At 70.1% G+C, this 11,991-nt stretch carries 10 protein-coding genes and 1 pseudogene; 4 read left to right on the top strand and 7 right to left on the bottom strand.

Annotated features, from left to right (window positions below; genetic code table 11):
• Positions 1 to 79 precede the first annotated feature (79 nt).
• Positions 80 to 1,222: an acyl-CoA dehydrogenase family protein gene (locus tag OCS65_RS16920; protein ID WP_029543369.1), complete on the top strand. Its 1,143-nt coding sequence runs from the start codon at positions 80 to 82 to the stop codon at positions 1,220 to 1,222.
• Between the two features lie 93 nt (positions 1,223 to 1,315).
• On the opposite strand, the gene lexA is transcribed toward OCS65_RS16920, so the two are convergent.
• Positions 1,316 to 2,029: a transcriptional repressor LexA gene (lexA, locus tag OCS65_RS16915; RefSeq protein ID WP_006935055.1), complete on the bottom strand. Its 714-nt coding sequence runs from the start codon at positions 2,027 to 2,029 to the stop codon at positions 1,316 to 1,318.
• Positions 2,030 to 2,280: 251 nt separating this feature from the next.
• Between lexA and OCS65_RS16910 the strand changes: the two genes are divergently transcribed.
• Both OCS65_RS16910 and nrdR read left to right on the top strand, forming a co-directional pair.
• On the top strand, positions 2,281 to 2,928 hold the full coding sequence (locus OCS65_RS16910) for a LysM peptidoglycan-binding domain-containing protein (RefSeq protein WP_231772878.1): 648 nt from the start codon (positions 2,281 to 2,283) through the stop codon (positions 2,926 to 2,928).
• Positions 2,929 to 3,120: 192 nt separating this feature from the next.
• Positions 3,121 to 3,594: a transcriptional regulator NrdR gene (gene nrdR, locus OCS65_RS16905; protein WP_029543374.1), complete on the top strand. Its 474-nt coding sequence runs from the start codon at positions 3,121 to 3,123 to the stop codon at positions 3,592 to 3,594.
• A gap of 42 nt (positions 3,595 to 3,636) precedes the next feature.
• Here the strand turns inward: nrdR and hrpA are convergent, their stop codons facing one another.
• Entirely contained in the window at positions 3,637 to 7,557 is a 3,921-nt protein-coding gene (hrpA, locus tag OCS65_RS16900) for an ATP-dependent RNA helicase HrpA (RefSeq protein WP_231772877.1), read from the bottom strand.
• A 68-nt stretch (positions 7,558 to 7,625) separates the two neighbouring features.
• Here hrpA and OCS65_RS16895 point away from each other — a divergent pair, with 68 nt between their 5' ends.
• Entirely contained in the window at positions 7,626 to 8,888 is a 1,263-nt protein-coding gene (locus tag OCS65_RS16895) for an aminotransferase family protein (protein ID WP_006935041.1), read from the top strand.
• Positions 8,889 to 8,937: 49 nt separating this feature from the next.
• Here the strand turns inward: OCS65_RS16895 and OCS65_RS16890 are convergent, their stop codons facing one another.
• The 5 genes and pseudogenes from OCS65_RS16890 to OCS65_RS16870 all read right to left on the bottom strand — a co-directional run bounded on the left by OCS65_RS16890 (position 8,938) and on the right by OCS65_RS16870 (position 11,939).
• Complete coding sequence (locus tag OCS65_RS16890) at positions 8,938 to 9,201, bottom strand: hypothetical protein (protein ID WP_006935037.1); 264 nt, start codon at positions 9,199 to 9,201, stop codon at positions 8,938 to 8,940.
• 111 nt (positions 9,202 to 9,312) lie between these two features.
• Entirely contained in the window at positions 9,313 to 9,510 is a 198-nt protein-coding gene (locus tag OCS65_RS16885; RefSeq protein WP_231772983.1) for a hypothetical protein, read from the bottom strand.
• Positions 9,511 to 9,535: 25 nt separating this feature from the next.
• Positions 9,536 to 9,835: pseudogene (locus tag OCS65_RS29955) on the bottom strand (MBL fold metallo-hydrolase); the annotation flags it as partial.
• 355 nt (positions 9,836 to 10,190) lie between these two features.
• A complete protein-coding gene (locus OCS65_RS16875; protein WP_006935034.1) occupies positions 10,191 to 10,778 on the bottom strand; it encodes a cysteine dioxygenase family protein in 588 nt (195 codons plus the stop codon).
• Positions 10,779 to 10,889: 111 nt separating this feature from the next.
• Positions 10,890 to 11,939 carry an alpha/beta fold hydrolase gene (locus tag OCS65_RS16870; RefSeq protein WP_006935033.1) on the bottom strand — a complete coding sequence of 350 codons (1,050 nt, stop codon included), beginning with the start codon at positions 11,937 to 11,939 and terminating at the stop codon, positions 10,890 to 10,892.
• Positions 11,940 to 11,991: the final 52 nt, after the last annotated feature.

Genomic DNA, 11,991 nt, shown 5'->3' with positions numbered 1-11,991 from the left:
GCTCGTTCCTGTCAGCGTCAGACCCGTCCTCCGATGTCTACCGTGAGCGTGACGTACGTCATCGGATACAGGAGCGCACATGGAACGCACCCTCTTCGAGCCCGAGCACGAACTTTTCCGCGAGTCGTACCGGAAGTTCCTCGAGCAGGAGGTGGCTCCCTTCCACGAGCAGTGGGAGCAGGACAAGATCGTCGACCGTGAGGTCTGGAAGAAGGCAGGCGCGCAGGGCTTCCTGGGCATGGCCGTGCCCGAGGAGTACGGCGGCGGCGGTGTCGAGGACTTCCGCTACAACACGATCGTCACCGAGGAGACCACGCGCGGAGGTTTCAGCGGCATCGGTTTCATGCTGCACAACGACGTCGTGGCGCCGTACCTGCTGAAGCTGGCGAACGAGGAGCAGAAGCGGCGCTGGCTGCCGGGATTCTGTTCCGGCGAGATCATCACCGCGATCGCGATGACCGAGCCCGGCACGGGCAGCGACCTGCAGGGCATCAAGACCCGCGCGGTGCGGGACGGCGACGAGTGGATCCTCAACGGTTCCAAGACCTTCATCACCAACGGCATCAACGCGGACCTGGTGATCGTCGTCGCCTGCACCGACCCGGACAAGGGGGCGCAGGGCTTCTCGCTCCTCGTCGTCGAGCGCGGGATGGCCGGCTTCGAGCGCGGCCGCAATCTCGACAAGATCGGCCTCGCGGCGCAGGACACCGCCGAGCTGCACTTCACCGACGTGCGGGTGCCCGCCGCCAACCTCCTCGGTGAGGAGGGCCTGGGCTTCATCTACCTGATGCAGAACCTGCCGCAGGAGCGCCTGTCGATCGCCGTGGTGGCGGCGGCGGCGATGGAGGCCGTGCTCGAGGACACGATGCAGTACTGCCGCGACCGCAAGGCGTTCGGCAAGTCGATCGGCAGCTTCCAGAACACCCGGTTCGAGCTGGCGGAGCTGGCCACCGAGACCACCCTCGCGCGCGTGTTCGTCGACAGGTGCATCGAGCAGCTCAACGCCGGAACCCTGAGCGTGCAGGAGGCGGCGATGGCCAAGTACTGGACCACCGACAAGCAGGTCGAGCTGATCGACCGGTGCCTGCAGTTGCACGGCGGTTACGGCTACATGCGCGAATACCCGGTCGCGAAGGCGTATCTCGACGCCCGCGTGCAGAAGATCTACGGCGGCACCAACGAGATCATGAAGGACATCATCGGCCGCGGCCTGAATCTCTGACCGGCCCCGGGGCACCGGTCCCGGCCCGGAACGAGCACGGGCGGCGCCGCGATCCGCGGCGCCGCCCGCGCGCGTTCGCGGGGAGGAGCGAGGTCAGAGCTTGCGGATCACGGTGACGACCTTGCCCAGGATGACGGCGTCGTTGCCCGGAATCGGTTCGAACATCGGGTTGTGCGGCATCAGCCACACGTCCTTCTTCACGCGCTTGAACGTCTTCACGGTCGCTTCGCCGTCGAGCATCGCGGCGACGATATCGCCGTTGTCCGCGACGTTCTGCTGGCGCACCACCACCCAGTCACCGTCGCAGATGGCCGCATCGACCATCGATTCGCCGACCACCTTGAGCAGGAACAGCGAACCCTGCCCCACCAGTTCTCTCGGGAGCGGGAACACGTCCTCGACGGACTCCTCCGCCAGGATCGGACCGCCCGCCGCGATCCTGCCCAGCACGGGAACCATGGCGGCCGGCGTGGCGGACTCGGCGGCGGTGTCGACCCCCTCCGCCGGCTGCGCCTGCGGGGCCGCAGGCTGCGGATCGTCGAGGCCGCGCACGTCCACTGCCCGGGGGCGGTTCGGATCGCGCCGGAGGAAGCCCTTGCGTTCGAGGGTGCGCAACTGGTGCGCCACCGACGAGGTGGAGTTGAGGCCCACCGCGTCGCCGATCTCGCGGATGCTCGGAGGGTAGCCCCGTTCGGTGACCGATTCGCGGATCACCTCGAGGACGCGGCGCTGGCGTTCGGTCAGGCCGGCGGCCGGATCGGCGGTGGTCGTCCGGCTCCGCCCGGCCCGGGGATGGCCGTCCGTCATGATCGTGACCTCCGTGCGTCGTGTGTCGGATGTGCTGGATGTGATGGATCGAATCTAGCTCTCCGATGGCCGGTTATCAAACATCTGTTCGAGATTTTCGGCCGGTAGTGCTGACTTTGTCGGAGCGGCGTGGTACACATCGAACACACGTTCTTTCGAACAGGTGATCGAATTACTCTCGCCGTCGATCGAGCGGTGACCGAAGTTCCGCCGCGGGCCCCGTCCCGCGGACGAGCGACACGGAGGCCTCGATGAGGACATCAGCAGTTCGCCGCACCGAATGGAACGACACCCGGCACCACCCAGGCCAGTGCGACGACACCGGGCAGTACGACACGGGACACTACGACGACACCGGGCAGTGCGACACAGGGCCGTGCAACGACACCGGGCAGTTCGAGGACACAGGGCAGTTCGAGGACCCAGGGCAGTACGACACCGGACGGGACGGCGAGGGCCGGGCACGACGCTCCGCGGCGACGCACCTCGCCCGGCGGCCGCACGAGGCGCCGGACCGGCGGCTGCCGGTCCGCCCGGATCCGGGGGTGGTGGACTACCGGCGCGCTCCGGTCCGGGTCTCGCGCGTCCCGCACCGGCCCGCCGGGACCGCGCAGCCCGGCCTGCGCACCGTACTGGCGACGGCCCTGCTGACCGCGGTCGCGACCGCGGGACTGCTCGGGATTGCCCACCTGCGCACCAGCCAGGTTGCGGCCGGGGCCGCACGTACCGACGTCACCGTCGTGCAGGCGGGGGAGTCGCTCGGCGACGTCGCGGCGCGGGTGACTCCGGGTTTGCCCCGCCCCGAGGCGATCGAGCGGATCCTCGAACTCAATGCCATGTCGGACGGCCGTCTGCGGGACGGCCAGACCCTGCTCGTTCCGGCCTCCGCGCCGCGGTGAACCGGCATGGACGGGCGGGTACCGGATCCGGCCGACGATCCGGGTATGCAGGTATTGTCGACTCTTGTCAGTCACACCACCTCGTGTGGTCGCGCCGAGAGCGATTCGCCTGCCGGTGAGTCCGGTCTCGGGAGGACGGCATCGGTTCGACGCCGACGTCGCGGCCAGCACGGCTACGACGAAGGAATCGACATGTACTGCCCGTATTGCCGGCACCCCGATTCCCGCGTCGTCGATTCCCGCGAAGCCGACGAGGGGGCCGCGATCCGTCGCCGAAGGGCATGCCCCCAGTGCGGCAGGCGTTTCACCACCGTCGAGACGGCGGTGCTGTCGGTCGTCAAGCGCAGCGGCGTCACCGAACCGTTCAGCCGGGAGAAGGTGGTGCGCGGGGTGGCCCGTGCCTGTCAGGGCCGCGACGTCGACAACGACGCCCTCAACCTCCTCGCCCAGCAGGTCGAGGACGCGGTGCGGGCCAAGGGTTCCCCGGAGATTCCGAGCAACGAGGTCGGTCTGGCCATCCTCGGCCCGCTGCGGGACCTGGACGAGGTGGCGTATCTGCGATTCGCCTCCGTCTACCGGTCCTTCAGCTCCGCAGAGGATTTCGAGCGCGAGATCAAGGAACTGCGCGAGCACCAGCACCGACGCGAGACCGAGTCCCCGGACTGAGCGCCGCGCCGTTCGGCGCGCGCCGGGATCCTCGTCGCCGGATCAGCGAATCGCCGCGACGGCCTTGAGGATTCGCGTCTCCGAGATCGGCCCGCGGGTGCCGAGGTGCTGCGCGAACAGGCTGACCCGCAACTCCTCGATCATCCACGAGACCTCCACCACGTCGGCAGCCGTGGCCCGCTCCTCCGGCAGCCGGGCGAGCAGTCGGTCGTACTCGGCGTAGACCCGGTCCAGCACGTCCATGCCCTGCCGGTCGCGAAGCGCGCTCGCCGGCAGCGATTCGAGCCGGTGTGCCGCCGCCGCCAGGTAGCGGGGCAGGTCGGCCAGCCGGGCACTGCCGAGTTCGGCGACGAAACCCCGGAACAGCAGCGAGGTCAGCTGTTCACGCACGTCCTCGGCGGCCTCGCCGCGCACCCGTTCGAGCAGCACCTCCACCTCGTGTGCCCTGGCCAGGGCGGGGACGACGAGCTTCAGCAGCGCCGCCACCCGGCCCGGCAACTGGGCCCGCACCACCTTCGCCAGCGCGGTGAACTCGTCCGGTGTGCGCACCGGCTTGCCGTGCCGGGCGATCAGCTCGTCCACGGCGCACGCCCGGCAGTCCTCGAGCAGATCCTCGAACGAGCCGTCCGGATTGCGGCCGAGCGCCAGCCGTTCGCCGTTGCTCAGGCCCGACGTCGCGGCGCGCGCCTGCATCGGGACCGCCTCGAGCAGCAGAGCCCGCAGCCCGGTGCGCATCGCGGCCTGCTGCGCGTGCGGGGTGCTGAGCACCCGCACGGCCACGCCACCATCCTCGGCGACCAGCGTCGGATATCCGGTCACCTGCTGGCCGGCGACGGTGCGTGTGACCGTGGGCTCGAGGGTGCCGAGCGTCTCGGCTGTCCATACCAGTGCCGGCGCGCGCTCGGTGCTCGACGCCGCCCGGGAGACCTCGGCCTCGACACGGTTCGCCAGCTGCCTGCGCAGCGCGGTCAGGCTCTTGCTGCGCGCGAGTACGGCGCCGCGTTCGTCGACGGCCGCGAACGTCATCCGCAGGTGGTCCGGCAGGGCGGTCGGGTCGAAGTCGCTCGGCTCGATCCGCGCCGCGCCGAGCCGCGACAGCTCCCGCGCCATCGCGTTGACGAGCGGCTCGGAGCGCGGCTGCACGGACGCGAGGGCTGCCGCAGCGAAGTCCGGTGCCGGAACGACTTGGCGGCGAAGATGCTTGGGAAGCGTCTTGATCAGGGCGGTGACCAGCTCGACCCGCATACCGGGTACCGACCAGTCGAAGCCGACCGGCCGGACCCCGGCCAGCAGCGCGACGGGAATGCGGACGGTGACGCCGTCCTCCTCGGTGCCGGGCTCGAACTGGTAGGTGAGGGGGAACTGCAGATCGCCCTGCCGCCACGCGTCGGGGTAGTCGCCGCCGAGGACGGTGGGCGCCTCCTGGTTGACCACCGTTTCCGGGGTGAAGGTCAACAGGTCGGGATTCTTCTGCCGCTTCTTCTTCCACCACGCGTCGAAGTGCCGCGCCGAGACGACCTCCGGTCCGACGCGCTGGTCGTAGAACTCGAACAGGGTCTCGTCGTCGACGAGGATGTCGCGCCTGCGGGCCCGGTGCTCGAGCGCCTCCACGTCCTCGAGCAACTCACGGTTGGCGTGGAAGAACCTGTGGCGCGTCCGCCATTCGCCTTGGACGAGGGCATGCCGGATGAACAGCTCGCGTGAGGCCTCGCGGTCGATCGGGCCGTACTGCACGGGCCGTTGCGCGACCAGGGGAATGCCGTAGAGCGTGACCCGCTCGTAGGCCATGGCGGCCTCGCGCCTGGTGGACCAGTGCGGTTCGGAGTAGGTGCGCTTGACCAGGTGCGGGGCGAGCTTCTCGGCCCATTCGGGTTCGATCCGCGCGGTGACCCGAGCCCACAGCCGCGACGTCTCGACCAGCTCGGCGGCCATCACCCAGCGCGGCGGCTTCCTGGACAGCGACGAGCCGGGGAAGATCGCGAACCGGGTCCCGCGCGCGCCGAGGAAGTCCCGCTTCTCGCCCTCACGCACGCCGACGTGCGAGAGCAGCCCGGCCAGCAGCGACTGGTGGATCGCGTCGTGGCCGACGTCCTGATGCCGCGTCTCCCACCCGAGGTTGAGGGTGATCTGGCGCAGCTGGCCCTGCAGATCCTGCCATTCCCGGATCCGCAGCCAGTGCAGGAACTCGTCGCGGCACATCTTGCGGAACCGGCTGGACGACAGTTCCTTCCGCTGCTCCTTCAGGTAGTCCCACAGCTTCAGGTACGCAAGGAAGTCCGAGCCCTCGACGGCGAACCGGGCGTGCTTCTCGTCCGCCGCCTGCTGGAACTCGGCCGGCCGTTCGCGCACGTCCTGGATCGACAGCGCCGCAACGATGATCAGGACCTCGCGCAGGCACCCGTTGCGGTGACCCTCCACGATCATCCGCGCCATGCGCGGATCGACCGGCAACAGCGCGAGTTCGCGTCCGGTGCCGGTCAGTTTCGGTGGTTCGTCCTTCGACGGCGGTTCGAGCGCACCGAGTTCCTCGAGCAGCGCGACACCGTCGCGGACGGCCCGCGGGTCGGGGGCCTCGACGAATGGGAACGAGGCGAGGTCGCCGAGCCCGAGCGCCGTCATCTGCAGCACGACCGAGGCGAGGTTGGTGCGCAGGATCTCCGGTTCGGTGAACTCGGGGCGGGCCTCGAAGTCCTCCTCGGAGTACAGCCGGATACAGATGCCGTCGGCGACGCGGCCGCAGCGGCCGGACCGCTGCCGGGCGGAGGCCTGCGAGATCTCCTCGATGGGCAGTCGCTGGACCTTGGTGCGCACCGAGTAGCGGGAGATCCGCGCGGTGCCGGGGTCGACGACGTAGCGGATACCGGGCACGGTGAGCGAGGTTTCGGCGACGTTGGTGGACAGCACCACTCGCCGGCCGGTGTGTGGGGTGAACACCCGGTGCTGCTCGGCGGCGGACAGCCGCGCGTACAGCGGCAGGATCTCGGTGCCCCGTAGCTTGCGGTCGCGCAGCGCGTCGGCGGTGTCGCGGATCTCGCGTTCACCGGAGAGGAACACGAGGATGTCCCCGTCTCCCTCGGCGCAGAGTTCCTCGACCGCCTCACAGACGGCATCCACCGGGTCGCGGTCGACGAGCGCGTCGCCCACCTCGACCGTCAGGGGACGGTACCGGATCTCGACCGGATAGGTGCGGCCGGAGACCTCGACGATGGGCGCGGGCGTGCCGTCGGCCGCTGCGAAGTGGTTCGCGAACCGTTCCGGGTCGATGGTCGCCGAGGTGATGATCACCTTCAGGTCCGGCCGCCGGGGCAGCAGTTCCTTGAGGTAGCCGAGGATGAAGTCGATGTTGAGGCTGCGTTCGTGGGCCTCGTCGATGACGAGGGTGTCGTAACGGCGCAGCAGCCGATCGCGCTGGATCTCGGCGAGGAGGATGCCGTCGGTCATCAGCTTGATCAGCGTCGAGTCCGACACCCGGTCGGTGAACCGGACGGTGTAGCCGACGGTGTCGCCGAGTTCGGAGTCGAGTTCCTCGGCGATGCGCTCGGCGACCGCCCGGGCCGCGATGCGGCGCGGCTGCGTGTGCCCGATCAGGCCGCGGACGCCGCGGCCGAGTTCGAGGCAGATCTTCGGGATCTGCGTGGTCTTGCCGGAGCCGGTCTCGCCGGCGACGATCACCACCTGGTGGTCGCGGATCGCGGCGGCGATGTCGTCCCTGCGCTGCGAGACCGGGAGGTTGTCGGGGTAGGTGACCGTCGGCACGCCGGCCGCCCGCGCCGCGAGCCGCAACCGCGCCTGCTCGATCTCGTCGGCGATCTTCGCCAGCGCCTCGGGTCCGCGGGCGCGGTCGAGCCGCCGGCGGATGCGGTGCTCATCGCGCAGCGATACCTCGGTGAGGCCTGCCTTCAGGTCGCGACGGGTCGCCCCGGGCGGGGCGGGGGAGCGCGGGGTCTCGGGTGAGGTGGACATGCTGAATCAACAGCCTAGCGAAGCGCGGACCGTCGCCGCGCGGCACCCGCGGACCGTCGCCGCATAGGATGGCAATTTCATCGCCGTTCGTGGAACAGGAGCAGATCGTGGGCGCGTTGTGGCACGGGTTCGCAGACATGGGTGTCGTCGAGCGGGACGGTGCGTTCGTCGTCGCGCGCGGAGAGGGCGCCTACATCTGGGATTCCGCCGGCACCCGCTATCTCGACGCGACCGCCGGCCTGTGGTTCGCGAACGTCGGCCACGGCCGCTCCGAGATCGGTGACGCGGTGGCGGCGCAGCTGGCGAAGGTGGCGCACTACTCCAACTTCGGTGACCTCGCCGCGGAGCCGACCGTCGAGCTGGCCGAGCGGCTCGCGACGATCGCTCCCGTTCCCGGCAGCAAGATCTTCTTCACCTCGGGCGGTTCCGATTCGATCGACACCGCGGCCAAGCTGACGCGCCGCTACTGGCAGGAGATGGGCCGGCCGGAGAAGACCCTCGTCGTCAGTCGCGAGAAGGCTTACCACGGCATGCACGTCGGAGGCACGTCGCTCGCCGGGATCCCCGTCAACGCCGAGGGGTACGGGAACCTGTGGGACGACGCCGCGAAGGTGGCCTGGGACGACGCGAAGTCGTTGCTCGCCCTCATCGAGCGGGTCGGCGCGGACCGGATCGCGGCGTTCTTCTGTGAGCCGATCATCGGCGCGGGTGGGGTGTACCTGCCGCCGGAGGGCTATCTCGCCGAGGTCCGCGACATCTGCCGCGAGCACGACGTGCTCTTCGTGGTCGACGAGGTGGTCACCGGCTTCGGCCGCATCGGCGGGTCGTGGTTCGCCTCTGGCCGGTTCGGACTCGAACCCGACCTGATCACCACGGCGAAGGGCCTCACCTCGGGGTACGTGCCGATGGGCGCGGTGTTCGTGGCGCCGAAGGTGGCCGAGCCGTTCTTTGCCGGCGGGGTGTGGTGGCGGCACGGCTACACCTACGGCGGGCACGCCGGTGCCGCCGCGGCTGCCCTGGCGAACCTGGACATCATCGAGCGCGAGAACCTGCTCGACGAGTCGGCGCGGTTGGAGCGGACCCTGCACGAGAAGCTGTCCCCGCTGGCCGAGCACCCGCGCGTCGCGGAGGTCCGCAGTGGTCTCGGCGCCGTCGCCGCAGTGCAGCTCGCCGACCCGGGTGAGGCGCTGGAGTTCGTGAAGGCGCTTCGGCGGCACGGGGTTTCGAGCCGGGCGGCGGGACAGGGTGCGCTGCAGATCTCGCCGTCGTTCGTGATGACGGACGAGCAGGTGCAGGGCCTCGTGGACGGGTTCTCCTCGGCCCTGGGTTGATCGACGATCGAGCGGCGCCGACCGTTCGGCACCGGCACCGCGGGTCGCGTCAGCGGCGGGGGCGGAGCCGTTGCAGCACAGTGCAGATCCGCTCGCGCAGTCCCGTGGGCACGTCGTCCAGCGGTACCGCGCCCTGCGTGTCGTGCGCGGCGGCGACGCGGGCGTAGCGGTCGTGGAGCACCGTGCGTACCTCGTCGGGCGTGTGGGCGCGTCGTCTGCGCTCGTCGCGCGCGACGACTGCGCCCGTCGCCGCGACGCCGACCACACCGGCGAGTCCGACGAGCTTCCACCACTGCCTGCCCTTCAATGCCATGGGCGCGAGCCTAGACGGTAGGGATTGGGCTGGGGCCGCGCTCACCTGGGACCGATGCTCGCCACCGTCGATCGGCGCGATCGCCCGGACGCTCCGGCCGAACAGTGTGCCTCAGGGCCTGTCCGGTACTCCGTTGCGTCCCTGCGCGGCCGTATCCGGCTGCGGGCTTGTCCGGAATTCGAATCGGCTGCCGACGGCATTGGGGTGGAAGGCGTCCGGGAGGGCGGTGAACAGCGCGTGCTGCGCCTTCCACGACGTGCAGTGGGCGGGCACGACCACGGCCGGATCCGCCGCGGCGAGGGCGGTCACCGTCCGGGGGACGATCGGGCCGTCGCGGAGATGGAACCCGCCGAGGACGGCATGGAGCCGGCCGACCCCGGTGAGCCGCTCGGCTCGGCGTCGGTAACTCGAAGGCGCCGTCGGGACCGACGATGCGCCGCCTCGTCCAGAAGTCGGGGTGCACGAGGATCGGCAGGTGCCGGGAACCGAGCCGGCGGGCGAGGCCCTGCAGACCCATGACGTGGTCGAAGTGGCCGTGGCTGAACACGATCGCCTCGATGCCGTCCGGGGAGATCGCCAGCCGATCGAGATTCGCCATCAGGCCGTCCGGCGTGGCCCCCGCGTCGTAGAGCACGCGGTGCGTGGTTTCGCCGACCCGGACCTCGATCAGTACGGAGAACCCGTGCTCCGCTCGGAGGAGGTCGACAGTCCGGAATCCGACCGCCAGATCGCTGGGGACGATCGGGAGCGGACCTGCCGATCCGGCCGGCCCCCAGCGGCGGACGGGCCCCACGTCGGGCAGCAGCACGTCGGAGGAGTTGTCCACCAGCGTCGTCACATCGACCGCGTCGACCGGCCGGAGCTCCACCCGTACGGGGTCCCGCTCCGGCAGCTGTCCGGCGGATCGTCGATCGCGGGTCTCCGCTCCCGTCCTCACGCCCTCCTCCTTCCGGTGGATACGGTGAAACAGCCTTCGGCCGGCCGGGCCGTCAGTGCTCGGGGCCGAGGTCGGTGAAATCGGGACGGAAGGGCGCCTCGCTGCCCGTCCGCAGATCGAACGTGCTGCGGTTCTGCGTGAGAATGTCCGTGCCGTAGACGTGGATCGAGATCGCATCGGTCCCGTCGAGTGCCTCCACCGAGTGGATCGTTCCGTCGGGAACGACGGTCACCGTGCCCCGCGGGTTCACGAAGGTGTCGGCAACCTGGAGCCGGGCCCTGCCCGGCACACTCCCGTCGTCGAGCCGGCGATACCACGTCTCCCGTTCCCGGCCCCGATACACGCCGACCACGGCCCACGCGCCGTGATTGTGCGCCGGAGTGCTCACTCCGGCCTTGAACACCGCCACCAGGATCGACAGGTGCCCGTCCGAGGCCCGGTAGAGGGGGTACAGCACCCAGTCCCGCGTCTCGGGACGCTCCTGGTACTGCGGGTCCAGCCAGTCGCTGTCGTCGGCGACTGCTGCGGCCAGAACCGCACGGACCGCCTCCGGTCCGTCGCGCAGTGCGGACGCCTGTCGGAGGCGGGGGATCAGATCGTGGATCGACTGCCGGTGGCCGACTTCGGTGTGCCTGTTCATGATGCACCTCCTGCAACCGCTCTCGAAGAGAACGGTATGCGCACAACAGTGATGAATGCATCGGTACCAGTACGGACGTCGCGCGCCGTCCCGGTGGTGCCGGGCGCCGGCTCACAGACCGAATTCGACCGCCCGCCGCACCAACTCCACCCTCGAGTTGATGCCGAGCTTCGCGTAGATGTTGGCGAGGTGGGTCTCCACGGTTCGCTCGCTGATGAACAGGCGCCGGCCGATCTCGGGGGAGCTGAGTCCGGCGACCGCCAGCGCGCCCACCTCCCGTTCGCGGGTGCTCAGGGCCTCCGGCCCCCAGGCCGGGCGGTCCCGGCGGCCCCGCCGTACCCCCGTCAGGAAGGCCTCGATCTCGATCAGCACCGCGTCCATGTCGCCGATCCAGGGCCAGTGATCGATCCCGGGCAGTTCGACGAGTGTCGCGCCCGGAACGCGCGCCGCGACGTAGCGGGAATGCTCGACCGACAGCCACGGATCGTCGACGTGGTGGAGCAGGAGCGTCGGCACCCGAATCTCGTGCAGCCTCGGACGAAGATCGGTCGCGGCGCAGAGCCGGAACAGGTCCCGTGCCTGCGCCGGGCCCGCCGCCGCCCGGGCGTGACGCGCGAACCAGGATCGATACCGCTCGTCCCCGGCCAGGGTCGGATTCATCGACGCGATGCCGGAGCCCGTCGCCCACCCCTCGTCGATGCCGGCCAGGACCGACGAGAAGAACTCCTCGCTCCACCCCGCCGCATACCCGTCGTCCTCCAGGAGCCGGGCATGGGCGTCCCACAGGATCATCGAACGTGTGCGGCCGGGGTACTTCAACGCGAACGAGGTGCAGATCCCGGCGCCGACGGCGACCCCGAACAGGGTCGCCCGCCGGGACCCGGCGGCGTCCATCACGGCGCGGATGTCCTCGACGCAGGCGTCCATGGACACCTCCTCCCGCGGCACGTCCGACAGGCCGGTGCCCCGCTTGTCGAACCAGATCAACCGGGCGAACGACGCCAGGCCGCGCAGGAAACGCGCGAAGAACCGCTCCTCCCAGGCGAGGTCGAGGTGCGAGACGAATCCCGGAACGAAGACGAGGTCGGGTCCCGCCTTGCCCAGCACCTGGTACGCGATGCTGACATCCCCGCTGGCGGCGTACCGGACCTCGTGGTCCATCCCTGCACCGTAGCGCCGTCTGCCGCGCTGTCAACCTCGGGTGAGGCGCAGC

This window comes from Rhodococcus aetherivorans, assembly GCF_025722975.1.
Taxonomy (GTDB): Bacteria; Actinomycetota; Actinomycetes; order Mycobacteriales; family Mycobacteriaceae; genus Rhodococcus; species Rhodococcus aetherivorans.
This window is presented reverse-complemented; position numbering and strand designations above follow the sequence as displayed.